The organism is Rhizomicrobium electricum, from assembly GCF_011762045.1.
Classification (GTDB): Bacteria; Pseudomonadota; Alphaproteobacteria; order Micropepsales; family Micropepsaceae; genus Rhizomicrobium; species Rhizomicrobium electricum.
This window is the reverse complement of sequence record NZ_JAASQS010000001.1, coordinates 502,369-529,181: the sequence shown is the minus strand read 5'-3', so window position 1 is coordinate 529,181 and position 26,813 is coordinate 502,369. Positions and strand designations below refer to the sequence as shown.

The following is a 26,813-nucleotide window of genomic DNA, read 5'->3' as shown; positions in this document are numbered from 1 at the left end:
CTTTTCGGTCCGAAACCGCGCCATTACAAGCCTGTAGCAGCAATATCGTGATGTAATTCGTCACTTTACCGAGTACCTGTCGGTGGGCTATCCAACGCGTATGGCACGTGCAGGTATAATTTTGGCGGCGGGGATGGGGACGCGGATGAAGTCCGCTCTCCCCAAGGTGATGCACGAGGTCGCAGGCCTCCCGATGGTGGGGCATGTGATCCAGGCGATGCGGGGGGCAGGCGTCGAGCGCATTGTGGTGGTGACCCACAAGGCGGGCGATGCGGTCCGGGCATTTGCCGAAAAAATGGGCGCGGAGAGCGTGATCCAGGACCCGCAATTGGGCACCGGTCATGCCGCGGCGTGTGCCGCTCCGCTGCTCAAGGATTTCGCCGGCACGGTGATCGTCTGTTACGGCGACATGCCGCTGGTGACCTCGGCGACGTTCGATGCCTCGTTCGCCTCGCAGGCCGAAACCGGCATGGCGATGATCGGATTCCGTCCCGCCGATTCCGGCGCCTACGGGCGCATGATCCTGGATCGCGCGCGCCTGTTGGATCGCATCGTCGAGTTCAAGGATGCCAATGCCGAGGAACGCGCCGAGACGCTGTGCAACGCCGGCATTCTCGCTGCGGCGACCAAGGAGTTTTTCTACTGGGCCGGCAAGCTCGACAACAACAACGCCCAGAAAGAATACTATCTCACCGACGTTCCCTCGCTCGCCAAGGCCGATGGCGTCCGCTGTGCCGTGATCGAAGCCGACGAAGTCGAGATGATGGGCGTCAACAGCCGCGCCGAACTCGCCAAGGCCGAGGCAGCGATGCAGGTCCGCTTGCGCGCCGCCGCGCTGAAGAATTTCGTCGGCCTCGTTGCGCCGGATACTGTGCATTTCAGCCACGATACGGTCCTCGAACCCGATTGCGCCGTCGAGCCTTATGTCGTGTTTGCGCCCGGCGTCACGGTCCGGTCCGGCGCCCGCATCCGCGCGTTTTCGCATCTCGAAGGCGTCGAGGTCGGCTCCGGTGCGATCATCGGGCCGTATGCGCGCCTGCGCCCCGGCACGGTGGTCGAAGAAGACGTTCACATCGGCAATTTCGTCGAGTTGAAGAACACCCGCATCGAGAAGGGCGCCAAGGCGAACCATCTCACCTATCTCGGCGACGCACGGGTCGGGGCGGGCGCCAATATCGGCTGCGGTACCATCACCTGCAATTACGACGGCTTCTTCAAGCACAAGACCGATATCGGCGCGGGCGCCTTCATCGGGTCCGATACCGCGCTGGTCGCGCCGGTGAAGATCGGCGATGGCGTCATGACCGGTGCCGGGTCGGTCATCACCAAGGATGTGCCGGCGAATGCGCTGGTGGTGACGCGGGCGCCGCAGGTTGAAAAACCGGGCTGGGCCGAGAAGTACCGGGCCGTCAAGAAAGCCGAGAAAGCCGCCAAAGCTGCGAAAAAGCCTTAAGGCGCGGATTTTGCATTTATCTGTTCGGGGCGTATCCGAAGGAGAAGACTATGTGCGGTATCGTTGGCATCGCGGGAACCAAGGATTGCGCCGGCGCCATTGTCGACGCGCTGCGGCGCCTCGAGTATCGCGGCTATGACTCCGCCGGCATTGCCACCTTGGTGCAAGGCAAGATCGATCGCCGTCGTGCGCTCGGCAAGCTGTCGGCGCTGGATGCGGTGCTGCGCGACCGCCCGCTTCCCGGTCATACCGGCATCGGGCACACCCGCTGGGCCACGCACGGCAAGCCGTCGGAGTTGAACGCGCATCCGCACGCCACCGACAAGGTCGCGATCGTTCACAACGGCATCATCGAGAATTTCCGCGAGCTGCGCGCCGAACTGATCGCTAAGGGCCACAAGTTCGAATCCGAAACCGACAGCGAGGTCTGCGCCCATCTGATCAGCCAGTATCTCGACGAAGGCCTTCCGCCCGAGCAGGCGGCCAAGACCGCGATCAAGCGTCTTGAAGGTGCTTATGCCCTGGCGATGATCTTCAAGGGCGAAGAGGGCCTTCTGATCGGCGCCCGCATGGGTTCGCCGCTGGCAGTCGGTTATGGCGTGAACGAAGCCTATTTGGGGTCGGATGCCTTCGCGCTGGCGCCCTTCACCAACCGCGTGTCCTATCTCGACGATGGTGACGTGGTGGTAGTGCGCGGGCCTGAGGTGAAGATCTACGACGTGCAGGATCGTCCCGCCAATCGCGAGATCAAGGTGACGAGTGCTTCCGCCGGTCTGGTCGATAAGGCGGGCCACCGCCACTACATGGCCAAGGAAATTCACGAGCAGCCGGAAGTGATCGCCCACACCCTGGCGCATTATCTCGATCCCGATGCGCGCACCGTACGTCTCAACGAGCCGCGTCTGGCCAAGGCGCTGGCGGAAGCGATGCGCCTCACCATCTCGGCCTGCGGCACGGCCTACTATGCCGGTCTCGTCGGCAAGTACTGGTTCGAACAACTCGCCCGTCTTCCGGTCGAGATCGACGTGGCCTCCGAGCTGCGCTATCGCCAGCCGGTCTATCCCGAAAACGGCGTGGCGCTCTACATCAGCCAGTCGGGCGAAACGGCCGATACGCTGGCGGCGCTGCGCGATGCCAAGGCGCACGGCCAGGTCACCATCGCCATCGTCAACGTTCCGGAATCGACCATCGCGCGCGAAGCCGACATCGCGCTGCCGACCTTCGCCGGTCCGGAAATCGGTGTGGCGTCGACCAAGGCTTTCACCTGTCAGCTCTCTGCGCTTGCTCCGCTGGCTATAGCCGCGGCTCGTGCCCGCGGCCACATGGATCTCGCCACCGAGAACAAGCTTTGCTCGGCTTTGCTGGGCGCTCCGCGCCACATTGTCGAGTTCCTCAAACAGGAATCGCGGATCGAGCACCTCGGCGGCGAAGTGGCCAAGGCACGCGACGTGCTCTATCTGGGCCGCGGCGTGAACTATCCGCTGGCGCTCGAAGGTGCACTGAAGCTCAAGGAAATCTCCTACATCCACGCCGAGGGCTATGCCGCTGGCGAGATGAAGCATGGCCCCATTGCCCTGATCGACGAGAAGGTGCCGGTGATCGTCATCGCTCCGCACGACGCCCTTTACGAGAAGACCGTTTCCAACATGCAGGAAGTGATGGCGCGCGGCGGCAAAGTGATCCTGATCTCCGACAAGGCCGGCATTGCCGCGGCGGGTGCGCAGGTGTGGCAGACGGTGGAAGTGCCCGAGGCCGATCCGTTCATTTCGCCGCTTCTGTACGCCGTACCGGTCCAGACGCTGGCCTATTACGCCGCGGTCGCCAAAGGCACCGACGTCGACCAACCGCGCAACCTCGCCAAGAGCGTGACGGTGGAGTAGTCACGCGCCCGTGACGAGCTGAAACGCGATCCCGCCCATGACGACGGCGATGATCGCGTCCAGGGTCCGCCAGGCGGAGGGTTTGGCAAAAACCGGCCGCAGCCAAGTCGCGCCATAACCGAGCGCAAAGAAGAACAGGAACGATCCCGACACGGCGCCGCTTGCGAACGCCGTCTGATGACCTTTGAACTGCGTCGAGATCGAGCCGAGCAGGACGACGGTGTCGAGATAGACGTGCGGGTTCAGCCAGGTGAAGGCCAGGCAGGCCAGCAACGTTTTGCCGAGTCCCTTTTTCTCGGGCGAATTGCCGACGGTCAGTGCATCGGTCGATCGCACGGCCGCAATCAGGCTTTTGGCGCCGTACCAAGCCAGAAAGGCCGCTCCGGCATAGCGCATCACCGGGTTCACCCACGGCAGCCAGCCCGCGATTTTCCCGAAGCTGGTGACGCCCACCAGGATCAGGACGAGATCGGACATCGCGCACGTCAGGCAAACCGCAAAAACGTGCTCGTTGCGTAGCCCCTGGCGCAGCACAAAGGCGTTTTGCGCGCCGATGGCGACGATCAGGCTGAGGCCCATGGCCAGTCCCGCAAGAAAAACTGAAAAGCTCATCGCAGACCGTCTCGGAATTACCTCTGATGGGTCTTTGCTACGAGCGCACGGAGGATTAGGATAGTTAAAGAAACTAATCTGAAATTAGCAGAGCTAATTCATGCTGGATTACCCCGCCGCGCTTGCGGTCGCCATGGTGGTACAGACCGGCAGCTTCGAGGCCGCCGCGCGGGAACTGAACGTCACGCCTTCGGCCGTCTCGCAGCGCGTCAAGCAGCTGGAGGAACGTCTCGGCGTCGTGCTGATCGCGCGCGGCACGCCATGCCTGGCCACCCCCAAAGGGGAATGGCTCTGCCGCCACATGGAACACGTGGGGATGCTGGAGAAGGAGCTCAAGCGCCAATTGCCGGGGCTGGTCGCGCCCGACGCGCCGTCACAGCGAGTGACGCTGAATATCGCGACCAACGCCGACAGTCTCGGCACTTGGTTTCTCGATGCCGTGTCGCCGTTCGCCAAGAAGATGGACTATCTGCTCAACATTGCGATAGACGATCAGGATTACACAGCGGAATGGCTGCAGCGCGGGCGCGTGATTGCCGCCGTCACGTCCCTGAAAAAGCCGGTCCAGGGATGCCATGTCACGCCTCTGGGCGGCCTGCGCTATCGCGCCACCGCGAGCCCTGCGTTCGTTGCCCGCTACTTCGCGGACGGCGTCACCGCCGCTTCGATTGCTGATGCATCCGGTCTCATTTTCAATCAGAAAGACCGGCTCCAGCATGACTGGATCCGGCGAGCCACCGGAAAGAGCATCGCTTATCCGACCCACTGGCTTCCGTCGACGCAGAGCTTTGTCGAGGCCTGCCTGCTCGGCATGGGGTGGGGCGTGAATCCCGAACAACTCGTGAAGCACCATCTTGCAGCGGGCCGACTGGTGGAATTGGTGCCGGGACTTACCCTCGATGTGCCCTTGTATTGGCAGGTGAGCCGTCTGGCGCGCGACCGTCTATCGGCATTGACGCAAAACATCGTCACCACGGCGAGACGGGAACTCGCCAATTAGCGTGCGCAGCGTTCTACGGTTTGCGATGGATGTGCGATGGTGCAAATCATTCTCACGCTGAAAATTCGCCATCACGTGCGCACGTGCCACGTTGGCAGGGATTGACGCGGTTACATTATTGATCCTGGCTGAATCGGGGGAGCGCCATGGGGATCAGTTTCGCGCCGCCGCGTCTGGAGCCGTTCGGGCCGGTGGTCCTTGCGGGCCTGCAGAGAAGCCACCGTGTCGACCGCGACCGGAAGGAAATCGGACTCGATATATCGGCGCAGTGGCACGCATTGGCAGCGGTCGCCGGTTCGCTTCCGGTTTTGCCTCCGCGCCTCGGCTACGGTGTCGCGCTGCACACGCCCGAAGGCGCGAACAGGTTCGACTATTTCTGCGGCTTTCCGGTGGACGGACTGATCTATGTTCCGGCGGAATTGGTGGCGCTCGCGCTTCCCCGGTTGACGGTGGCGGTGTTCGAGCATCACGAACACGTTTCGCTGCTGCACTCCACCACCGAATTGATATTCGCCACAGTGCTGCCGATGGCGGAAATCGAACCGGCCGACGAAGATACATGCCCGGCCGCGTTCATTCAGCGGTACACGGAGCGGTTTGACCCCGCCACCGGCCTTGGCGGCGTCGAGGTGCTTGTTCCAGTCAAAGTGTAGGAATCGGCCCTGGCGGCGCCAGTGTCGGAAGAGTAGGTACAGCGTTGATACACTTTTTCGGGGAAAGGCACCCATGCCGGGCCTGCCACGTTCCGAACGGATTGGTCCTCTCGCCTTGACCGGTGTGCTGCGCCGGCATCGCCGCGATGTCGAACACTATGCCTTGGTGCAGAACATCAACCGGCAATGGGACGAGTACATGATCCGCCGCGTGGCGCCGCCCTGGACGCCGAGCGCTTGGCGTTATGGCGTGGCGATGCGGATGGCCGACGGCGATACCGAGATGTCCTATTTCTGCGGTGCGCCGCCGTCGGAACCGCCCGAGATGCCGGTCGGTTTCGTGTCACTGACGATCCCGGCGTTGCAGATCGCGCTGTTTCCGTTCGACGGCCATATTTCCGAATTTCGCGATTTCCTGCATCGGGTGTTTGCGCGGGCGCTCCCCGAGGCGGGGCTAAAACTGGCGCCCGATGGTCCCGGCGTTCCCGAATATGTCGAGCGCTACGACTGGCATTTCAACCCTGCCACCGGCCGCGGCGGCTTCGACCTGCTCATTCCGGTCGCCGGGTAAGCGCAGGCGGTACGCATCGAATCCGCAAAAAAAACGGGGAGACGGCGCGCCGCTCCCCGTCGCAAAAAACGGAATTCTACGCGTGTCTATTCCAGCATGCTGCGCAGCATCCACGCGGTCTTTTCATGGAGCTGGATGCGCTGGGTGAGCAGGTCGCAGGTGGCTTCGTCGTCGGCCTTGTCGGCCAGCGGGAAGATCTTGCGGGCGGTGCGCACCACGGTCTCCTGGCCTTTGACGAGGTCGGCGATCATGGCGGTGGCGCTCGGCACCTTCTCGCTTTCCTCGATCGAGGAGAGCTTGGCGAAGGCCTTGTAGCTGCCGGGCGCGTAGACGCCGAGGGCGCGGATGCGTTCGGCGATCAGGTCCACCGCCAGCGCCAGTTCGTTGTACTGCGTCTCGAACATCAGATGCAGCGTGTTGAACATCGGGCCGGTGACGTTCCAGTGATAGTTGTGGGTCTTGAGGTAGAGCGTGTACGAGTCGGCGAGCAGGGCCGACAGGCCTTCCGCGATTGCCTTGCGCTGTTTTTCTTCGATGCCGATATCGATAGCCGGACCGTCTTTTTTGGCCATGGGTGACAAGCCTCCTTTGTGCGCTTCTGTCCAAGGATGCCGCGATTTGCGGTGTTCCGACAGGTCAATTCCATAATTTAGAATAATTCAAATCTTGGCATTTCCCAGTGCGCAGACTGCCGCAGGCCCCGCCGTTCGGAGGGCTGGACGAACCCGTCCGGATGGGCTTCATATCGGCGCCATGAGCACGAACGATATCGACCATTTGAAGCATGAAGCGGCCGCGCGCGCGGTCGAATATGTCCAGAACGGCATGAAGGTGGGGCTGGGGTCCGGCTCGACCTCCGAGGCCTTCATCAACCTCCTTGGCGCGCGGGTGCGCGGCGGGCTGGACATCATCGGTGTGCCGACGTCGGAGCGGACGGCCCAGCTTGCCCGGTCCCTGGGGATCGCGCTCGGCAATCTCAACGATCTGGCTCCCCTCGACCTCGATGTCGACGGCGCCGACGAGTCCGACCACAACCTTGATCTCATCAAGGGCGGCGGCGGGGCGCTCTTGCGCGAGAAGATCGTGGCGGCCTCGGCTAAGAAGATGATCGTGATGATCCACGGGCCCAAGCTGGTCGAGAAGATGGGCGCCTTCCCGCTGCCGATCGAGGTGCTGGAATTCGGTCACGCCGAAACCGCCCGCCGGATTTCCGCGGTGATCAAATCGCTCGGCTATGGCGACGTTCCGCTCGTGCTGCGCAAGAAGGGCGATGCCGTCTACAAGACCGACAGCAACAACGTGATTTACGATGCCGCCTTCGGTCCGGTGATTTCCGAAACCGCCAAACTGGCCAACGCGCTTTCCTGCGTGCCCGGCGTGGTCGAGCACGGCCTTTACATCGGCATCGCTACGACCCTGATCGTCGCCCGGCCGGAAGGTATCGAGGTTATCGAACGGTCATAGGGCCTACCGGATAAGCGGTATCACCGGCAGCACGTGCAGGATGAACCGCGTGAAAAAGCGCGGCGTACCTTCGGTTTTGATCCGGTAGTTCGGCGCGCACTTGTCGCCGCATTTGAGGGTGGCCGGCCAATTGGTGCCGCCTTTGAGCCGTTCGTCCAGCGGCACGCCGTGCAGTACCGCCCGGATGTCGAGCAGGGTTTCGGGCGACATCGCGTAATAGGAATGATCCAGCCGGTCGGCCGGCGCCATCGAGGCGTCGACGATGTCGACCACGTGGGTCTTGTCGTCGGCCTGGAACGCGAGATCGGGCGAGATGCCGAGCCGCGGCACGCCGCCGTGTTCGCGCCGGGAAATCTCCAGCACCGTGTCGTAGGACGAGACGTAGATGGTGGTGCGCTTGGCGAACGGCGCCGCGCCCGCCATAAGCTTCTGGAAATCGTTGTTCTTGGGATCGATGCCGACATCGGCCGCCGCCAGCACCAGTTCGTCGATAAAACCGGCGTGCGGCGGGGTACGATCCTGTCCCAGCCCCGACAGAGTCATCAGCGTCAGCCGGCCACCGAGGCTGTGTCCCATGACCGTCACGTGCAATCCCGACTCGGAAAGCTCGCGCAGGAACTCGGCGAGCAGCGGCTGGGCGTAATCGCTGTGTTCGAGGTCGGAGACATAGCGGTCGATATCGATCTCGGCGCTCCAGGAGAACGCCGCCACGGTGCACCCTGTCTGGGCGTCATGGGCGATCTGGGCCGCGCGCAGGACCCCGCCGTCGAAGCCGGTATGGAAACCGTGGACGAACAGGAAGACTGAGTTGCAGTTCCGGGCCTTGGCCTGGGCCTCGATCAGGGCGAGGGCGCCGCCCAGCCGCATGTTGCCCCTGGCGCAGCTTTGCGGGTTGGTTTTGGCGACATAGCCCCATTTCGGCTCTTCGTCCGCTACCAGCGCCGCTGGCACCACCGTCTGGGCCATACCGCAGGACGGTTTGCCCGCCCAGCGCGTGGCGTAGCCGCCCGCAACCCCAGGATCCGGCTCCCGGTCGGTGACGTAAACCACGTCGCTGTAAGTGGGATTCCCGTCGGCCGGCCGCCAGACCGAACGTACCGGCCCCGAATCGTCGATGGCGCACCCGGTGAGCACGAGCGTCAGCAAAAGTATTGCGGAGATACGGATCATCGCCCCCTCAAGCGTTGATAGGCCATCAAACCTCCTTTAAGCCGGAACACGCAAGCCGGGATTTTGCCATGGCCAAATACGACTTCGATTTGTTTGTCATCGGCGGAGGGTCGGGCGGCGTTCGCGCGGCCCGCATGACCGCAGGACTGGGCCTCAAAGTTGGATTGGCCGAGGCCTCCCGCATGGGTGGCACCTGCGTGATCCGCGGCTGCGTCCCGAAGAAGCTGTACGTCTACGCCAGCCGCTTTACCGAGGATTTCGCGCTTGCCCCCAGTTTCGGCTGGAGTTTCAGCAAGAAGCACTTCGATTGGGCCACGCTGCAGGCCAACAAGAATGCCGAGATCGCCCGCCTCGAAGGCCTTTATACCAAGGGTGTCGAGGGCGCCGGCGCTACCATTTATCATCAGCACGCCAGCTTCGAAGATGCCCACACCATCCGCCTCGCCGACGGACACACGGTGACTGCCGACAAGGTGCTGATCGCAACCGGCAGTCATTCGGCGCGTGACCTGTTCGGCGCCGGCGGAGTGGAGCATTGCTGCACGTCCGACGAGGTTTTCGATTGGAAGCAGCTTCCCGCCAGCGTCATGATCGCCGGCGGCGGTTATATCGCGGTCGAGTTCGCCCACATTTTCCACATGCTCGGCGTCGAGACGACGCTGGTCGTGCGCCGTCCCAAGGTGTTGCGCGGTTTCGACGAAGATCTGCGCGATGCGCTGATGGCTTCGATGGAGCGTCGCGGCCTCAAGGTGCTGCCCGAACGGCAGTTCACCGCCGTCGAACGTGAAGGCAATGAAATCCACGCGGTGCTGACGACCGGCGAGCGTATCGTCGCCGACAGGCTGCTGCTCGCCTGGGGCCGCATTCCCAACACCAAAGGCCTCGGACTCGAGCGCATCGGCATCGTCCCTGGCAAGAACGGCCGCATCGAGGTCGATGCCTACTCGCGCACCGCCGTCGACAACATCTACGCCGTCGGGGACGTCACCGACCGGCTTCAGCTCACCCCCGTCGCCATCCACGAAGCGATGTGCTTCGTGAAGACGGTTTTCCAGGACACGCCGACCCGTCCCGATCACGCCATGGTTCCGACCGGCGTATTCACCACGCCCGAAATCGGCACCGTGGGTATGAGCGAGGAAACCGCGCTCAGCCACGGCCACGCCGTCGACGTCTACAAGTCGACTTTCCGTCCGATGCGCTTTGCGTTGGCGGGAGAGGGCGACCGCATGATGATGAAGCTGATCGTCGATCAAAAGACCGAGCGGGTGCTCGGCTGCCATCTGTTCGGTCCCGATGCCTCGGAAATGGTGCAGATCGTGGCGGTCGCCATGAAAATGGGCGCCACCAAGGCCCAGTTCGACGCCACCATTGCGCTCCACCCCTCCGCCGCCGAGGAACTTGTGACCATGCGGACGAAGAGCTATTCGAAGACGCCCTGACGCCGATATGTGATGACCGACGATCCTGTCCGCCTGAAGCATCGTGAACTCGAGAAGATCGCCATGGCCGCTTTGCGGGTGGCGCGCATTCTGGTCGAGTGCGGTGCGCGTGTGCGCGTCGTGCATCAGGGCGCCTCGCTGGTGGCCCGCGGGCTGGGTGTCGAACCGGTCGGGCTTCGCACCGGCTACGCCTCGCAGGAAATTACCGTTCACAGCGGCGGCAACACCATCACCCGTATGATGACGATCGGTCCGCACGGAGTGAACCATCGTCTCGATCACGCCATGCGCAGGCTCGCCGTGCGCGTGTCCAAGGGCGGCATGACGGTGGAAGAGGTCGAAGCTGAAATCGACCATCTGGTGAAAACCACGCCGCGCCATCCTTTGTGGCTGGTGTCGTTGGCGGTCGGGCTTGCCTGCGCCGCGTTCGGTCGTCTCCTCGGCATCGATTGGCTGGCGTTCGGGCCGGTATTCGTCGGCGGCGGGCTGGGGCAGGCGCTGCGCATGTATTTGCACCGGCGCGGTGTCAACTCATATGTCCTGGCGGCGGTGATCGCCTTTACCGCTGCGTCGATCGCAGGCGCCTCGGCGCGGCTTGCCGGTTCGACGACGACCAATCTGGCCATGATGGCGTCCATTCTCCTGCTGGTTCCCGGCGTGCCGGCCACCAATGCCCAGACCGACATCATGGACGGCTATCCTTCGATGGGCAGCGCCCGTGCGGTATCGGTCTTGATGGTGATGGGCTTTGCGACTTGCGGCGTCTGGCTGGCCGAAGCGCTTTTGGGGGTGCAGTGATGGCGCCCGTCGATTGGATGCACCTTCTGCACCAGGCCTTCTTCGGCGCCGTGGCCGCGGCCGGATTCGGCGTCTTGTTCAATTTCGGCCTCAAGGCGCTCGCCTGGTGCGCCGCGGCGGGCGCTTTGGCGCTTTGCGTGCGGACCCTCGGTCTCGATCAGCATTGGAGCCTCGAAGCGGCGTCGTTCGTGGCGGCGGTATCGGCCAGCATCTGTGCCAACCTGTTCCGGCGGCCGCTGGGCCCCCGCGGCAACGCCGTAGCGCTGGCCGGCTGTATTCCGATGGTGCCGGGCGCGTTCTTCGGGCAGGCGATCCTGGGCGCCCTGGCGGTCACCACGCCGCACCCTGAGAACGCCGCGGTTATCTTAACGGCCATCGAATATTTGCTGCGAGTGCTGTTCACCTTGGCAGCTATTGGGGCTGGGCTCGCCATCCCCGCCTACCTGTTGAAGCACCGCGAATTCTGAGCCCTCCACGGCCTGTCCCAAAATGGTCGTTGGTTAACGACTTCGAAACGGGAGGTGGGCAATGGTTGCCGGTCCGAAAATCGGTAGCGGGGCCATGGTCAGGTTTCTTCTCATCGTGATTTATCTGCTGACGAGCGCCACGGTCGGCAGCTTTGCCGGCTTGATGATGCAGAACATGGTAACCGGCATCGCGACCGGATTCATCGGCTTGATCCTGATGCTGCAGGTCGACGGCGCCGTGCTGCGCCGCAAGATCGCCAGGAAGCAGAACAAGGAAATTCAGGGCCTCAAGAAGTCGGGCGCACAAGTCCAGAAGGCGCTCGCCGAGACCCAGGCGCGGGTGGAAGAAGTCACCAAGACGATGGAAGCGCGCGCCCACGCCCAGAACAAGAAAATCGTCTCCGAGTTGCAGATGCTCGAGAGCCTGATGAAGGAATTCGCCTCGAAGGTCTCCGACAAGGCCCGGCACGAAGCGGGCGGCCGTCCCGCCGGCGCTCCGGTCAATCTCGACGGCATTGCCGAACCCGAACTGCTCGACATGATCCGCGCCTCGCTGGAAGAGAACCGCGTCGATCTCTATCTGCAGCCGACCGTCAGCCTGCCGCAGCGCAAGGTGCGCTTCTACGAGGCGTTGTCGCGTCTGCGTTCCGAATCCGGCTCGGTCATCATGCCGGCCCAATACATCAAGATCGCCGCGCCCGCGGGCCTGATGAGCGTGGTCGACAATCTGCTCCTGTTCCGCTGCGTGCAGATCGTGCGCCGCCTAATGACCCGCAACCGCGGCATCGGCGTGTTCTGCAACATCTCCGGCGATACGCTGCGCGATACCGAATTCTTCCCGCAGTTCCTCGACTACATGCAGCACAACCGCGATCTCGGCGGTCAGATGGTGTTCGAATTCTCGCAGGAAGCTGTGCTCAGGGCCGGCCGCGAGGGCGAAGCGAACCTGAAGCGTCTCCACGGTCTCGGCTTCGCACTGTCGATGGACAATATCCGCACGCTGGCGCTCGATTTCGCCAAGCTGCGCAACCTCGGTTTTTCCTATCTCAAGGTCCGCGCCGACATGCTGACCAAGGGCATGAACGCCGCCGGTGCGGCCGTCGCCGCCGAGGACTTCAAGAACCTGCTCGCGCGCCACGGCCTCAACCTGATCGCCGAGCGCGTCGAGGACGAAAAGACGGTCGTTCAGTTACTCGACTACGCCGTCGATTTCGCCCAAGGCTACCTGTTCGGCGAGCCGCGCGCGGTCCGGGGCGAGACCATCAAGGAGATCGACCGGCCGTCGGCGTCGGTTGTACCTTTGCGCAAGTCCGCCTGATTTCCGCCATTTTCGAGGGCTGAAAACGCCGCGCCTTGAGGGGGCGGATGGTTCCCGCTATAGCCTGCGGCTCCATTTTGTGTCCCTCGATAAGCTGTGGATTAATGAACGGTTCTCCTGTCCTTGTTTCCGGTCTGGCGGAAATCGCCGGCGACTACGATGCAATCATCTGCGATGTCTGGGGCGTGGTGCACGACGGCGTGCGCGCCTACGGGCCTGCGGTCGAGGCGCTGGCGAAATTCCGCAAGAACCACGGCAGCGTCGTGCTCCTCACCAATGCGCCGCGTCCGCCCTCGGAAATCGCCATCTCGCTGAAAGGCTACGGCGTTCCCGAAGGGACCTACGACATCATCGTCAGCTCCGGCGGTGCGGCGCGCGAAGAACTGGTCCGGCGGGCGCACGGCGCGCGTCTCAAGATGATGCACATCGGTCCCGAACGTGACACGCCGGTGTTCAACGATCTCGACATCGAACTCGTCGGCGCCGACAAGGCGGAGGTCGTGCTTTGCACCGGCCTGTTCGACGACGATCACGAGACGCCCGACGATTACGCCGCTACGCTCGCCGAAATGAAGCGGCACGACCTGACGATGATCTGCGCCAACCCCGATCTTCTGGCGCCGCGCGCCGGCGTGCTGGTGCATTGCGCCGGCGGCATCGCGCGCGCCTACGAGAAGATCGGCGGCGAGGTGATCTATTACGGCAAGCCCAAGCCGGCGATCTACGAAGAAACCATCATGGCGGCGGGCGGCCGGAACAGGCACATCCTCGTCATCGGTGATGCGCTCGAGACCGACATGGCCGGTGCCAACGTGATGGGGCTCGATGCCCTGTTCGTCGCCAACGGCCTGCACAAGGACGAGCTCGGCGCCGTCACCAACGAAAATCTTGCGGCGCTGTTCGCCAAGCACAATCTCAAGGCGCGCGCCGCCGTCGACATTCTCAAGTGGTAATCCAATGACCGTCTCTTTCAGCGATTTGAAACCGGGCGTTTCCGCCAGTATCACCAAGACCGTGAGCGAGCGGGACGTCGAGGTCTTCGGCGAGATTTCCGGCGACCTCAATCCTCTCCACTTCGACGAGGCCTTCGCTCGCAAGACCATCGCCCGCCACCGCTGCGTCCACGGCGGCCTGGTGTTCAGCCTGGTGTCGGCGGTGTTCGGCACCAAACTGCCCGGACCCGGCACCATCGTCCTCGAGATCAAGACCTCTTTCACCGGGATCGTGCGAATCGGCGATGCCGTTACGGCGATTTGCACCGTCCGCGAGGTCCAGAACAAACGGCGGGTGATGTTCGATTGCATCTGCAAAGTGGGCGAGGCCGTGGTACTGGAAGGCGAGGCCCTCGTCTTGGCGCCTGCGAACCCGTAAAGTCGCCCGATGAAGATTTTCCGCCACATCGCCGGTATTCCCCGTGAATACAAGGGTGCGGTGGTGGCCATCGGCAATTTCGATGGCGTGCATCGCGGCCATCAGGCGCTGATCCGGCGGGCCATTCGCCATGCCGAGGTGCGCGGTGTGCCGTGCGCGGTGCTCACCTTCGAGCCGACCTCCCGCGAATTCTTCCAGCCCGGTGCCGAGCCGATCCGGCTGACCCCGTTCCGTTCCAAGGCGCACATCCTCGCCAAGCTCGGGGTCGACGCCATGTTCGCGCTGCCGTTCGACGGCGAAATGGCCCATCACACCGCCCAGGACTTCGTGCTGGAGCTCCTGGTCAAAGGGCTCGAAGTCGAATGCGTTGTGGTCGGCTCCGACTTCCGCTTCGGGGCGCACCGCACCGGCGACGGCGCCGTGCTCGCCTATATGGGCGAGATGGAAGGCTTTGCGGTCGAGATTTTCCCGACCGTGATGGCAGGCATGGAGGAGAAGATTTCCTCCACTCTGATCCGCACCCTCTTGCGCGAAGGCCATCCCGACGATGCCGCGCGCCTCTTGGGCCATCCGTTCGTGATCGAGGGCCGGGTGGAGCACGGCGAAAAACGTGGCCGCACCCTCGGCTTCCCGACTCTCAACATGCACCTCGACGGCTATCTGAGGCCGGCCTACGGCATCTACGCCGTGCGCACCAGCGTGATCGAGGACGAGGTGGTGACGGCCCGCTACGACGGGGTCGCCAATTTCGGCATCCGCCCGATGTTCGAAATCGAGGCGCCGTTGATGGAGACCTATCTGTTCGATTTCTCCGGCGACCTTTACGGCAAGCAGATCGCGGTCGAACTGGTCGCCTATCTCCGCCCCGAGGCGAAATTCGCCAGCGTCGAAGCTCTCAAGGCCCAGATGACCAAAGACGTCGCCGACGCCAAACAGGTGCTGCGCGGCTGAAGGCTGGTGCCGGCCACTGAGGCGTCTGCTGGCTACACCGTAAGCGGGTGAAACAACGACGCGTTAGTTTGTCACGCTGACGAAAGTTGCTATGCGAACACCGTCCAATCCGTTTCAATTGAATCAACGGCATTAAGACCCCTTTCAGGGCCGGCTTCTAGATTCTCCCCCGAAGATCAACACGCGCCGTGGAAAGCATCCACGTCGCTGCCGGAAAACGGCAGCCGCGCAACAACGGGGGCGCCTATGTCCATTATCACCATCGGCAAAGGCCAGATGTATAGCTGCCCATATTATGCAGCGCCGCACGTGCAGAGCGGGGACATTGTCGAGATTTTCCCCGGAACCTACGGCGGCGCGTGGTTCTGGTCGTCCAACATCACCATCAAAGGCATGGGTCCCGGCGTGGTCATCCAGGGCTCGTTGACCCAGGGCAAAGGCTTGTTCGTCCTCTCCGGCGCCAACGTTACGGTGGACAACATCACCTTCAAGAACGCCAACAACTACGACGGCAACGGCGCCGGCATCAATTTCACCGGCACCAATCTGACGGTCACCAATTCGAGATTCCTCAACAACCAGGACGGCATCCTGACCGCTCCCAACGGCGGCAGCACCATTACCGTCAAGAACTCGACCTTCGACGGCAACGGCTCCAACGCCGGCGCGCACGGTGCCGCGCACGCGATCTATGCCGGCATGGCAAAGCTGCTCGATGTCGAGAATTCGACCTTCACCAACACCCAGCAGGGTCACGCCATCAAATCCCGCGCCAAGAACACGATCATCAAGAACAACAGCATCACCGACGGGCTGACCGGAACCTCCAGCTATCTGATCGACATTCCCAACGGCGGTGCCGCGACGATCACCGGCAATTATCTCGAAAAGGGACCGAACTCCGCCAATTCGTCGTACGCCATCACCATGGGCGAAGAGGGCGCGACCAATCCTGCCGGTCCCATTGTCGTCGCCAACAACACGTTCGTGAACGACGACAAGGCCGGCGTGAACTTTGTGCATAACCAGACCGGCAACGCCGATTTCACCGTCGCCAACAACACGATCTCGGGGCTGAAGACCACCATTCTGACCGGCAAGGGTGCGGTGATCGATCCGCAGCTGTCGAGCGGTCCGGCGTGGCCGACCACGTCTGTGATCGTGCCGGCGAAGCCGCTGGCGACCGATTTCAATGCCGACGGCAAGGCCGACATCCTCCTGCAAAACGCGAGCGGGCAGGTGATCGTGTGGACGATGGACGGCACGGCAAAGACCGGCAGCGCCACCCTGCGCGATCCGGGCTCGTCCTGGAAAGTGATCGCCGGAGGTGATTTCAACGGCGACGGCAGAACCGATGTCGTGTTGCAGAACAATTACGCCGACGTGCAGATCTGGACGTTCGACGGCATTTCCCTGACCAATGCGGCCACGGTGAACACCAAGATGGAAACAAGCTGGCACGTTATCGGCGTCGGCGACTTCAACGGCGACGGCAAGGCCGATCTCCTGTTCCAGAACAACGATCACCGCGTCTGGGTGTGGCTGATGGACGGAACGGCGAAAACGGCCAATCTCATCGTCGGCAATCCCGGCGCGGCCTGGAACACGATCGGCGCCGCCGACTTCGACGGCAACGGCAAATCCGACATCCTGTTCCAGAACACCAGCAACGGCAGTATTCAGATCTGGTCGATGAACGGCACGACGGTGGCGTCCAAGACCACGGTAAGCACGTCGCCGGGCGCAGGCTGGAAAGCGGTCGCGACGGGAGATTTCGACGGCGATCATCGCTCCGATATTCTGTTCCAGAACGCCAACGGTCAGGTGATGACCTGGCAGATGAACGGCGCGGCGGTGAAAAGCTCGGCCGTTTTGGGCAATCCCGTCACCGGTTGGCTGGTGGCCGGGTCGGACGACTACAATGGCGACGGCAAGGACGACGTCCTGTTCCAGAACACCAGCGGGCAGACCATGGTGTGGACCATGAACGGGCTGAACGTTCTGGCCAAAGGCCCGGTCAACAGCGCCGGCACGGGCTGGCACGCGGTGGCCGGCTAGGAAAAGCGCCGTCCGGCCGAGCCCGGTTCGGGTGACACTTTTGGGGTGGGGACTCCACGGTGGAGGAGGCGAAAGCTTCCTCCACCCGCCTCAAGAAGCGACGGGAAACCCGAATTCAATTCGCCAAAATCGGCATTAAGTCCCGGCGCTGCCGCGATAATCGCCTTGCATTTTCCGCAGCAAAAAAGGCGGCTGAAACGTCTCCGAAGCAGGCCGGCGTCCAGAATCGAAATCGAATCGTTCTAAACTTCGCACGTACGCAAACGCGACTGCGATGCAGTGTGAGGATCATCCTGCGCGGTCAAAGAGCCTCTGATCAGATAGGTGCGGACGGCGCAGTTTCAAGAAGGGACCGAGGAGCGCCCTCACAGCGGATTGCTCTATGAATATGGTTGTTTTCAAAAGCACCTCTTTGAGCAATTCTCTCACCGTATAGGCGTGAAAGGGGTGGGGGCATGGTCATCGGCCGGGGGGCGGCGGCGGGCTTGCTGCTAGGGTTGGCGATAGCGTTCGTTTCAGCGTCCGCTGCAGATGACACCACGTGCCCGCCGTTGCGGGGCGTTGTTTTGCATCCGAAGCCATCCGATCACGGTTTTACCCTGACCATCGGCATTGCCGGTTCAAACCGAACGTTCTTGCTCGATCTCGGTCACGCCTACAGCAAGCTCGACGAAAAGGTCGCGGCGGAACTCAAGTTGCCCTTCAAGCGCGCCCCATTCGTCGTAAAAGATGGCAAGAGTTCCTTCGAGAAAACGGTCACGGTGCCGACCATCAGGCTCGGTGCTGTGGAGCGCGGAGAATCCACAATTTTGGCCGGCCCCCCTGCTGAAAACTGGGGTGCTGTCGACGGGATTGCCGGCATGAACATGTTTGCCGGATTCGATGTGGAGCTGGATTTGGCACACAACCGGATTGGTCTCTATCTGCCGCGAGACTGCAAATTTCAGCCGTTTTGGCCGGCCGACGTGTTCGGAGTGGCCGATCTTAAGGCTGAGCCGACGGGCCGTATTGTTCTGCCCATGGAGTTGGACGGTGTGCGAATTGAAGCCGATATGAGAATGCGCGGTCCGCGAAGCAAGATGGCTCGGGCCGCGGCACGGGCCTTGTTTCAGGACTTTGACGCCAATCGTCTATCGCAAGTAGAGAAAGCCGAGGACGGCGATACTCTGTTCCACTATCCGTTTAGAAGGCTGGTCGCTGGTGAGCGGGTCACGGTGGAAAACCCGCAAATCTTTGTCACCGATGGCGACGATGAAATGTGCAGCGGCGTTGCGGGGCGGATCAATTGGGAACACCAGAACAAATGCTTCGGGGGCGGCGACGTCGGTCTCGGCCTGGATTTGCTCAAGAAGCTCCACCTATATTTCATGTATGAAAACAAGAAAGTCTATTTCACGGCCGCCGAACCACCATCCGAGATCTCACCGCCGGTTACCAAGCAGCCGTAGCCACGTAGAATCGATTTTTGCAGCCGGGATGCTCGCCGGTCTCGGTGTTCTGATCGAATTGATGGACCAGATCTGTTGGGGTGCTCTGCACCGGAAGCTTTGATCGCGGTTGTTTCGAACTAAGGCTGGGCGCAGCGGTCTTTAATCAGTTTCCACTGATCGGACTCATCCGGCGAGGTCAGCCTTGGGTCTCGCGAACCAGCCCCGCGCCTGCGGTGAGAACGCAAGGCCGGTCGCTGCGAGCAGCACCGTGGAATTGAGATACAGCCAAGGGTTCAGCCAGTTTTGACGAGCCATGTTCTGAAAGTAGACATCGAGCAAACTCGCGTCTTGTAGAAGCGCTGAACCGATCAGTTGCTGGACCAACAGGTTCGCCATCAACAGGTCTACAGCTACATTCACGCCGAGCAACCCGGCAAATAACATGCGCGCCCAATTGTGGCGCTTGAACGCAGCGAGCCAAGCGAACGTCAATATCGGGACGCCCCAAAGCAGCGTGTCTTTGATGATCAAATGGATGCGCAGATCGTAGGCTTGGTCTCTCATGCTTGCTGGCATTTTTGCCACGAACGAAAGGTATTGCGCGTCGGGAAACATCAATGTCCAAACGGACATCGCTGTCCCATAGAAAACGAGAAGCACGCTAATCCACCAGAAAAGCCGGATGCTCGTTGGCATGAACGCCCCCCGTGCCGAACGCCTTCGCGTGCAAAAAGAATAGCACGATTGAGGAATGAACGTTATGAGCCGAAAGTTAATTGGGGTCAGAGTGGATTTTCCAGTCGCGACATGTGACCCGCGAGAACCATCGCCCGAGAAAATCCGCTCTGACCCCAATTAACGCTTGGTAGCCCGCATTGAAACGTCACGTTGGCCATTTGGGACCTGTTGGCCATCTGGTACACTGTGCCGTCATGCGCGTTGTAACCAACAGCAGCTACAGCGTTTGTTATCAACGGCTTCCTTTCCGCATGGAGCCAAGCATTTCCGCTGCCACCGTCAGATGGTCCCGAAACGCCACCGACTATCGCGAAGGCTGCCGCATTGCAGCAAGGGGCGTTGCTTTCCGAAAAACAGGACGCGGTATCAAAGAAGCGCGTCGCGTAGCAATCAATCGAACGCCTGAAATTGGCGCAAGATCGTCGTTAGGTCGAAGTCTGGAATTGGTCCAACTTCGGACGTAGGTCATTCGACCGGCTCCCCACTCGGCGTGGAAAAGGTGCCAAGAATGCGGATACGCTGCGGAGGATTACGTCGCCTCTTGCGACCACTGCCGCTGCAAACCATGGGCATTTCAGTATGGGATTGTTTCGGGTTACAGGCATTTATCTCGCAGCGCAGCTAGTTGTTTTTGCGCTGGTAAAACTGATTTTCCGGGTAGCTTGGGGCGCACTTGTCGGCCCATATTTGTGCTTTGCTGTATCCGTGATCACGACGGTTTTTATAGCCTGGTTTCTAAACACCCGAGCTTTCAACAAAATATCTCCAAGGCAGTTCGCTGTTGGGGCCGGTGGTACCACCGCATTCCTTGTGCTCTCGGCAGATGGTGCGTTTGCTTATCTGGCGTTAGTTCTCGGCCTTATCGATCGACGGATCGTCAGTGACTGGAATATCTGGATATTTGTTGTGTTGCCGTTGGCCTTATTCGCTGCATTCGGAGTTTATCGAATAGCCTATCGCAATGCGAAACTCCGTCTCGCGAAGTATGGGAGCGAAAGGCAATAATTGACGCATCTTCGCTGTTCGCGTCAGTCTGAAACACTTTCACATTCGAACCTTAGCACGCCGTTTCAAGCTGGCGGAAGCGCCGCCGTCCCCGCCCGCGCAATCTTCTCGACGGTCGGATAATCGATCTTGCCGGTGCCCAGCACCGGGATGGCTTCGACGTGCAGGATGCGTTTGGGCACGGCGAGTTCGGGCACACCGTGGTTTTGCGCCCAGCCGACCAGATCGACCCGGTCGGCGTCCGGATTGGTGGTGAGCAGCACGATGTGCTCGCCCTTGCGGCCGTCGGGCATCGAGATCGCGGCGTGACAGAACTCCGGCCATAAGGCCGATGCGATGTTCTCGACCACGGCGAGCGAAACCGCTTCGCCGCCGATCTTGGCAAAGCGCTTCAGCCGACCCTTGATCGAAATGAATCCGTCGTCGTCGATATGCACGACGTCGCCGGTATCGTGCCAGCCGTTCTTCGGCGGCTGGATCTCGCCGGGCTTGTCCGGCCTGATGTAGCCGAGCATGACATTCGGCCCGCGGATGAACATGCGCCCGGCGTTGGGGATGCCTTCCACCGGTTCCAGGCGCGCTTCCATGCCGGGCAGGATGTGGCCGATGGTGCCGGAGTGGTTGATCCCCGGCTGATTGATGGCGGCCAAGGGCGCGGCTTCGGTGACGCCATAGCCTTCGAGGATGTCGACCGCACTCTTGTGGCGCAGCAGCTGACGGGTTTCGTCGCGTACGCGTTCGGCGCCGCAGGCCACGATGCGCATCCCGGCCAGATCGCCTTCGTCGCCGGCGCGGGCGTATTGCGACAGGAACGTATCGGTGGAGATCAGGATGGTGGCGCCGGTCTGGCGGATGCGGCGCGAGATTTCCTTCGGCTGCAGCGGGGTCGGGTGCAGGATCGTCTTGAAGCCGACCATGATCGGCAGGATCGCGCCGGTGTTGAGGCCGAAGCAATGGAACATCGGCAGCGCGTTGAACATGATGTCTTCGGGATACAAGGCGACGTGGGTGCGCGCCTGTTCGATGTTGATGAGAATGTTGAAGTGGGAGAGGGCCACGCCTTTGGGTTCGCCCTCGGTCCCCGAGGTGAACAGGATCACCGCCGGACGGTCGTAATCGGGCTGATTGCGGGTGAGCTTCGCCCAGGCGTTGGCGGCAAAGTGCGAGGCGGTGCCGCGGGTGATGAAATCGGGCGCGAACTTGCCGACCGCGGCCGCGGACTTGTCGAGAACGCTCAGATGGTCCTTGACGTCTTCGAGGTAGATGATTTCGGCCTTGGCCGAGATTTGCGCGATCATGTCGTCGAGCTTGGCGAGATCGACGAATTTGCGCGAGGTGACGACGCGTTTGACCTTGGCGATGCGCAGCGCGTTGAGCACCGCCGCGACGCCGGTGGAGAAATTCAGCATCGTCGGAACCCGGCCGAACGCCGACAGGGCGAACAGCGCGATCACCGCGCCCAAGCTGGTGGGCAGCATGATGCCGACGGCTTCGCCCGCCTTGGTGCCTTTCTTCAGCGCATGGCCGAGCGCCAGCGATCCCATCAGCAGCGTGTCGTACGTCGCCACCTTGTCGTCGATATCGACCACCGCCGGACGGCTGCCGCCGAACCGCGCCCGCGCATCGACCAAGGCCTGGAACAGCGTTTTGCGCCCGTTCTGCAAGTCGTCCGGGCTCATTGCTTTGCCGGTTACGGCGGTGACGCTTCCTGTAACCAATCGCTCCCCCATCAAGCCCCCCGACCAGTTCGAGCCGGGCCAGTATATTTCCCGGCGCGCCGCCACGGTCTGCATTATCGTCGCGGGCGCGCCCGCCTGATCAAGGCAATGCCAGTCAAAACGATGACGAGCAGGGTGAAGTATCCAAGCCAAACCGATTGAAAGACACCCGGAGCACCGCCCTCAGAACCTAGCCGACTGAGCAGAGGTATAAATGCGCTCGAGAGCGGCATGCAGTAATCGCTGGCCACAATGCCGACGCATGCCGGAAGAAAGAACATCGTTAGAAGCGTTGCGCCGACCATTGCGCCAATCGCGATAAGCAAAGCCTGTTTCATGTGCCTCCAGTGCCCGGTGCTGCACCCGAGATTCATACTACCAGAACGCCGGCTGCACTCTCTTGGCCGTTCTTGTTGTGTTCTTGTGATCTACTCCCGGCGTGCGGGGCGGGTGATTGCGCCGGTTTCATCCCACACTGGATGCAGAGGTTTTGACCCGTCGCCATCCCCCTGCTAGAAGGCCCCTTTCCCTGTGGAAGGCGGAAAAACGTGTTGGATTCCCGGCTGAAAGAGCGAATTCGCCGCCCGGCTCCGTGAGTTCACCGGAGACCGGGATGCCGCACCCCAACCTAACCACCGCCAAGGCCGAAAATGTCGAAAGATTCTGACCAAACCGGCGCGAAAGACTATCGCGCCACGCTGTTCCTGCCCCAGACCGATTTCCCGATGAAAGCGGGCCTGCCCCAGGCCGAGCCCAAGTGGCTCGCCAAGTGGGAGGCCGAAGACCTCTACGGCCGCATCCGCGCCGCCGCCAAGGGCCGCCCGCAGTTCATCCTCCACGACGGCCCGCCCTACGCCAACGGCGAGATCCACTCCGGCACGGGTCTGAACAAGATCCTCAAGGATTTCGTCATCCGCTCGCAGACCATGATGGGCAAGGACGCGCCCTACGTTCCGGGCTGGGACTGCCACGGCCTGCCGATCGAATGGAAGATCGAAGAGAAATACCGCGCCAGCGGCAAGTCGAAGGATTCGGTTCCGATCGACCAGCTGCGCAAGGACTGCCGCGAATTCGCGCTGAAGTGGATCGACGTCCAGCGCGGCCAGTTCAAGCGCATGGGCGTGATGGCCGAGTGGGCCCATCCCTACACCACGATGAACTTCGCCGCCGAAGCGACCATCGCGGGCGAGTTGCATAAGTTCGTGGATGTGGGTCTGCTTTACCGCGGCTTCCGTCCGGTGATGTGGTCGCCGGTGGAAAAGACCGCGCTCGCCGAAGCCGAGATCGAGTACCACGAGAAAACCTCGCCGACGATCTATGTGAAATTCCCGGTGGTGAGGGCTGGGTTGCTTAAGGATCGTCCCGAGAAAAGCCTGAGCGTAGTCATCTGGACGACTACCCCGTGGACCATCCCCGGTAACCGCGCCATCTGCTACTCACCGAAGATGACTTACAGTTTGTTCGAGGTTGTTGATGCAAGCGAGGGAGCGCTTGCTTCGAAAGGTGAGCTGCTGTTCCTCTCCGATGCGCTGGCTGATCAGACCGCTAGCCACGCCAAAATCGAGATCAAGTGTGTGGCCGAAGTCGATCCGTCGACGATCCATTGCGCTCATCCGTTCCGCGAACTTGATCCCTATTACGGCTTCGATGTGCCGCTTCTGGCGGGTGAACACGTCACGGACGATACCGGTACGGGCTTTGTGCATACTGCACCTGGACACGGCGAAGATGACTTCGAGATAGTGCTTAAAAATGATCCGAACTATCCCGCCAAGCATCCCGACGCCTTCCGCGTCATCACCGCCGATGGCGCCTTTGCGCCGGAAGTGCCGGTGTTCGCTGGTAAGTACATCCTGTCGCGCGACGGCAAGAAGGAAGGCGACGCCAACGGCGCCGTCATCAAGCAGCTCATCGAATCCGGCAAGCTTCTCGCCAAGGGCTCGCTGCGCCACCAGTATCCGCATTCGTGGCGGTCGAAGGCGCCGGTGATCTTCCGCGCCACGCCGCAATGGTTCGCGGCGATGGACAAGCCGTTCCGCGCCGGCAAGACGCTGCGCCAGCTCGCGATGGAAGGCCTTGCGGCAACGCGTTTCTATCCTGCCGCGGGTGCGAACCGTATCGGCTCGATGGTCGAAGGCCGTCCCGACTGGGTGCTGTCGCGTCAGCGCGCCTGGGGCGTGCCGCTGGCGATCTTCGTGGTCAAGGCGACTGGCGAAATCCTCAACGACAAAGCGGTCAACGCCCGCATCCTCGAAGCCTTCAAGGCCGAGGGCGCCGATGCGTGGTTCAATTCGCCGGCCTCGCGCTTCCTCGGTGAAGGCAAGAACCCCGACGATTACGAGCAGGTGAAAGATATCCTGGATGTCTGGTTCGATTCCGGATCGACCCACGTCTTCACCGTCGAGCAGCCGGTCGACAGCCATTGGCCGCAAGCCGATCAGGCCGACCTCTATCTCGAAGGCTCCGACCAGCATCGCGGCTGGTTCCAGTCGTCGCTGCTTGAAGGCTGCGCCACCAAAGGCCATCCGCCCTACAAGGCCGTTCTCACGCACGGGTTCGTGCTCGACGAGAAGGGCTACAAGATGTCGAAGTCGATCGGCAACGTGGTGCTGCCGCAGACCATCGCCGATCAGAACGGCGCCGACATCCTGCGGCTGTGGGCGGCATCGTCGGACTTCACCGAAGACCTGCGCATCGGCGGCGAGATCATCAAAGCCAATGTCGACGCCTACCGGCGCCTGCGCAACACGATCCGCTTCATGCTGGCGAATCTCGCCGGTTTCGAAGAATCCGAACGCATCGCCGTGTCGGAAATGCCGGAGCTGGAACGCTATATCGTCGCCAAGCTCGCCGAGATCGACGCGCTGGTGAAGAAGGGCTACGCGGACTACGACTTCAACCGCGTCTTCAACACCGTCTTCAGTTTCTGCACCAACGAGCTGTCGGCGTTCTATTTCGACATCCGCAAGGATGCGCTCTATTGCGACAAGGCGACCTCGGTCCGCCGCCGCGCTTCGCGCACGGTCACCGACGAAATCTTCCGCCGCGTCGTGACGTGGCTGGCGCCGATCCTGTGCTTCACCATGGAAGAAGCCTGGACCCTGCGCTATCCGAACGAGAGCGTGCATCTGCAGCTCTTCGCCGAGACCCCGGCCGAGTGGGCCGATCCGGCGTTGATCGAGAAGTGGAATCGCATCCGCAGCCTGCGCCGGGTCATCACCGGTGCGCTCGAACTGCAGCGCAAGAACAAGGTCATCGGCGCCAGCCTCGAGGCCGATCCGGTGCTCTATGTCGAAGACGCCGCCGACGCGGCCCTGTTCGCCGGCTTGGATCTGGCCGAGATCTCGATCACCTCGGGGGCCGAAGTGGCGACCGGACAAGCGCCTGCCGACGCCTTCCGTCTGCCGGACGTGCCGGGCGCGGCCACCGTCTTCCGTGCCGCCCAGGGCGACAAATGCGCGCGTTGCTGGCGTGTTCTACCGGAAGTAGGGGAAGTTCCGGAGCACCCCGATCTGTGCCATCGTTGCGCGGACGCGGTGGGATAAGCGGGCGAGGGGGCCGAATGAACAAGCGAGATGCCGGGCTGTTGGTCGCGGGAGCGACTTTTGCGCTCGATCAGGCTTCGAAGATGACGCTGCTTTACGGCGTCGACTTCATTCACATGACCCCCGGCTCCGCCATCCAGGTGTTGCCGTTTTTTAATCTGGTCATGGTCTGGAATCCTGGCATCAGTCTTGGTTTGTTTCCGGCCTCCAGCGTCGAAGGCACCGTCTTTCTGGCGACGTTTCAGATGGTGGCGGTCGGCGTTCTGTGCTGGTGGTTGTGGTTCGCCAGGAAAACCGTGATTGCGCTCGGTCTCGGCATGGTGATCGGGGGGGCGCTGGGCAACCTGATCGATCGTTTGGTTTACGGCAAAGTGGCGGATTTCATCCAACTTCACGCGTTTGGTTACAGTTTTTACGTCTTCAACGTCGCAGATGCCGCAATCACCTTTGGCGTGATTGCTCTATTGTACGATGCCTTGATGAAGCCCGAGGCCCCCGGAGTGACCGGGTCCGACCAGGGACAGGAGAAGTAGGTATGAAGAACGGTTTGCGCGCGGCACTCGCGCTCGCGGTTGCGGCCACGGCGTTGACGGGCTGCGATACGCTCCGTTCGGCCGCCGGCATGGACAAGAGCGCGCCCGACGAATTCGCCGTGACGACCAAGGCGCCGCTGGTGATCCCGCCGGATTACAATCTTCAGCCGCCGCGTCCGGGCGCCGTGCCGACCAATCAGGTCGATCCCACCGAAGCCGCCGAAGGCGCGCTGTTCGGCAACGATCCGGCCACGATCGCCGCCCAGCTGCCCAGCACCTTCAGCGAGACCGAGAAAATGGTCCTCGCCAACGCCAAGGTGCAGAACATCGATCCGCAGATTCACCAGAATCTGGCCTCGGACTACAAGAACACGGTCGCCACCGACGACGGCTTCACCAAGGACATCCTGTTCTGGCAGAAGCCGAAGACCGACGAAGGCCAGGCGCTCGACGCCGACAAGGAAGCCAAGAAGATCGAAGAGCAGCGCGCCGGTCAGGCCCCCGCGCCGGGCGCCAAGCCCGCCGCTCCGCCGCCGCCGCCCAAGGAAGACAAGGGCTGGTTCGACGGCTGGTTCGACTGGTTCTAAATCCGCGCACGCCGCTGGCATGTAAATCGCCGTTCTTCGGAGCGGCGTT

24 protein-coding genes are annotated in these 26,813 nt (G+C 62.0%); 19 read left to right on the top strand and 5 right to left on the bottom strand.

The annotated features are described in order from the left end of the window. Positions 1-100 precede the first annotated feature (100 nt). Both glmU and glmS read left to right on the top strand, forming a co-directional pair. Positions 101-1,453 carry a bifunctional UDP-N-acetylglucosamine diphosphorylase/glucosamine-1-phosphate N-acetyltransferase GlmU gene (gene glmU, locus FHS84_RS02210; protein WP_166929837.1) on the top strand — a complete coding sequence of 451 codons (1,353 nt, stop codon included), beginning with the start codon at positions 101-103 and terminating at the stop codon, positions 1,451-1,453. A 50-nt stretch (positions 1,454-1,503) separates the two neighbouring features. Further along, positions 1,504-3,333 (top strand): glutamine--fructose-6-phosphate transaminase (isomerizing), encoded by a 1,830-nt coding sequence (glmS, locus tag FHS84_RS02205; protein WP_166929835.1) that lies wholly within the window; start codon positions 1,504-1,506, stop codon positions 3,331-3,333. Here the strand turns inward: glmS and FHS84_RS02200 are convergent, their stop codons facing one another. Further along, positions 3,334-3,945 (bottom strand): LysE/ArgO family amino acid transporter, encoded by a 612-nt coding sequence (locus FHS84_RS02200; protein WP_166929834.1) that lies wholly within the window; start codon positions 3,943-3,945, stop codon positions 3,334-3,336. A 100-nt stretch (positions 3,946-4,045) separates the two neighbouring features. On the opposite strand from FHS84_RS02200, the gene FHS84_RS02195 reads away from it, so the two are divergent. The 3 genes from FHS84_RS02195 (at position 4,046) to FHS84_RS02185 (ending at position 6,169) form a co-directional block, all read left to right on the top strand. Next, a complete protein-coding gene (locus tag FHS84_RS02195; protein ID WP_166929832.1) occupies positions 4,046-4,945 on the top strand; it encodes a LysR family transcriptional regulator ArgP in 900 nt (299 codons plus the stop codon). Between the two features lie 146 nt (positions 4,946-5,091). After that, the gene (locus FHS84_RS02190; protein WP_166929830.1) at positions 5,092-5,598 is read left to right on the top strand and encodes a GyrI-like domain-containing protein; all 507 of its coding nucleotides are present in this window, start codon (positions 5,092-5,094) and stop codon (positions 5,596-5,598) included. 73 nt (positions 5,599-5,671) lie between these two features. Continuing rightward, entirely contained in the window at positions 5,672-6,169 is a 498-nt protein-coding gene (locus FHS84_RS02185) for a GyrI-like domain-containing protein (RefSeq protein WP_166929828.1), read from the top strand. A gap of 86 nt (positions 6,170-6,255) precedes the next feature. On the opposite strand, the gene FHS84_RS02180 is transcribed toward FHS84_RS02185, so the two are convergent. Beyond that, the gene (locus tag FHS84_RS02180) at positions 6,256-6,741 is read right to left on the bottom strand and encodes a Dps family protein (protein ID WP_166929827.1); all 486 of its coding nucleotides are present in this window, start codon (positions 6,739-6,741) and stop codon (positions 6,256-6,258) included. A gap of 181 nt (positions 6,742-6,922) precedes the next feature. On the opposite strand from FHS84_RS02180, the gene rpiA reads away from it, so the two are divergent. Beyond that, the gene (gene rpiA / locus FHS84_RS02175) at positions 6,923-7,633 is read left to right on the top strand and encodes a ribose-5-phosphate isomerase RpiA (RefSeq protein ID WP_166929825.1); all 711 of its coding nucleotides are present in this window, start codon (positions 6,923-6,925) and stop codon (positions 7,631-7,633) included. Positions 7,634-7,636: 3 nt separating this feature from the next. On the opposite strand, the gene FHS84_RS02170 is transcribed toward rpiA, so the two are convergent. Beyond that, positions 7,637-8,803: an alpha/beta hydrolase gene (locus FHS84_RS02170; RefSeq protein WP_166929822.1), complete on the bottom strand. Its 1,167-nt coding sequence runs from the start codon at positions 8,801-8,803 to the stop codon at positions 7,637-7,639. A 68-nt stretch (positions 8,804-8,871) separates the two neighbouring features. Here FHS84_RS02170 and gorA point away from each other — a divergent pair, with 68 nt between their 5' ends. The 9 genes from gorA (at position 8,872) to FHS84_RS02125 (ending at position 18,656) form a co-directional block, all read left to right on the top strand. Next, positions 8,872-10,245, top strand: a complete 1,374-nt coding sequence (gene gorA, locus FHS84_RS02165; protein ID WP_166929820.1) for a glutathione-disulfide reductase — start codon at positions 8,872-8,874, stop codon at positions 10,243-10,245. 12 nt (positions 10,246-10,257) lie between these two features. Then, entirely contained in the window at positions 10,258-11,043 is a 786-nt protein-coding gene (locus FHS84_RS02160) for a threonine/serine exporter family protein (RefSeq protein WP_166929818.1), read from the top strand. After that, positions 11,043-11,510 (top strand): threonine/serine exporter family protein, encoded by a 468-nt coding sequence (locus FHS84_RS02155; RefSeq protein ID WP_166929816.1) that lies wholly within the window; start codon positions 11,043-11,045, stop codon positions 11,508-11,510. Before FHS84_RS02160 ends, FHS84_RS02155 begins: the two co-directional genes overlap by 1 nt. Before the next feature lie 94 nt (positions 11,511-11,604). Beyond that, complete coding sequence (locus tag FHS84_RS02150; protein ID WP_166929814.1) at positions 11,605-12,828, top strand: EAL domain-containing protein; 1,224 nt, start codon at positions 11,605-11,607, stop codon at positions 12,826-12,828. 104 nt (positions 12,829-12,932) lie between these two features. Beyond that, a complete protein-coding gene (locus tag FHS84_RS02145) occupies positions 12,933-13,781 on the top strand; it encodes a TIGR01459 family HAD-type hydrolase (protein ID WP_166929812.1) in 849 nt (282 codons plus the stop codon). A 4-nt stretch (positions 13,782-13,785) separates the two neighbouring features. Further along, positions 13,786-14,199: a MaoC family dehydratase gene (locus tag FHS84_RS02140; RefSeq protein ID WP_166929810.1), complete on the top strand. Its 414-nt coding sequence runs from the start codon at positions 13,786-13,788 to the stop codon at positions 14,197-14,199. A 9-nt stretch (positions 14,200-14,208) separates the two neighbouring features. Continuing rightward, positions 14,209-15,150: a bifunctional riboflavin kinase/FAD synthetase gene (locus tag FHS84_RS02135; protein ID WP_166929808.1), complete on the top strand. Its 942-nt coding sequence runs from the start codon at positions 14,209-14,211 to the stop codon at positions 15,148-15,150. Between the two features lie 246 nt (positions 15,151-15,396). Then, complete coding sequence (locus FHS84_RS02130) at positions 15,397-17,208, top strand: FG-GAP-like repeat-containing protein (RefSeq protein ID WP_166929806.1); 1,812 nt, start codon at positions 15,397-15,399, stop codon at positions 17,206-17,208. A 455-nt stretch (positions 17,209-17,663) separates the two neighbouring features. Beyond that, complete coding sequence (locus tag FHS84_RS02125; protein WP_166929804.1) at positions 17,664-18,656, top strand: retropepsin-like aspartic protease; 993 nt, start codon at positions 17,664-17,666, stop codon at positions 18,654-18,656. Between the two features lie 165 nt (positions 18,657-18,821). Here the strand turns inward: FHS84_RS02125 and FHS84_RS02120 are convergent, their stop codons facing one another. Continuing rightward, a complete protein-coding gene (locus tag FHS84_RS02120; RefSeq protein WP_166929802.1) occupies positions 18,822-19,334 on the bottom strand; it encodes a hypothetical protein in 513 nt (170 codons plus the stop codon). Between the two features lie 621 nt (positions 19,335-19,955). Here FHS84_RS02120 and FHS84_RS02115 point away from each other — a divergent pair. Next, positions 19,956-20,381, top strand: a complete 426-nt coding sequence (locus FHS84_RS02115) for a hypothetical protein (protein WP_166929800.1) — start codon at positions 19,956-19,958, stop codon at positions 20,379-20,381. 65 nt (positions 20,382-20,446) lie between these two features. Here the strand turns inward: FHS84_RS02115 and FHS84_RS02110 are convergent, their stop codons facing one another. Next, positions 20,447-22,111 carry an AMP-binding protein gene (locus tag FHS84_RS02110; RefSeq protein ID WP_208393654.1) on the bottom strand — a complete coding sequence of 555 codons (1,665 nt, stop codon included), beginning with the start codon at positions 22,109-22,111 and terminating at the stop codon, positions 20,447-20,449. Between the two features lie 638 nt (positions 22,112-22,749). Between FHS84_RS02110 and ileS the strand changes: the two genes are divergently transcribed. From ileS to FHS84_RS02095, 3 genes are read left to right on the top strand one after another with little or no spacing between them, the layout of a single operon-like run. Beyond that, positions 22,750-25,644 carry an isoleucine--tRNA ligase gene (gene ileS, locus FHS84_RS02105; RefSeq protein ID WP_166929798.1) on the top strand — a complete coding sequence of 965 codons (2,895 nt, stop codon included), beginning with the start codon at positions 22,750-22,752 and terminating at the stop codon, positions 25,642-25,644. A gap of 17 nt (positions 25,645-25,661) precedes the next feature. Next, positions 25,662-26,177 (top strand): signal peptidase II, encoded by a 516-nt coding sequence (lspA, locus tag FHS84_RS02100; protein ID WP_166929796.1) that lies wholly within the window; start codon positions 25,662-25,664, stop codon positions 26,175-26,177. Positions 26,178-26,179: 2 nt separating this feature from the next. Continuing rightward, the gene (locus FHS84_RS02095) at positions 26,180-26,764 is read left to right on the top strand and encodes a DUF3035 domain-containing protein (protein ID WP_166929794.1); all 585 of its coding nucleotides are present in this window, start codon (positions 26,180-26,182) and stop codon (positions 26,762-26,764) included. Positions 26,765-26,813 lie beyond the last annotated feature (49 nt).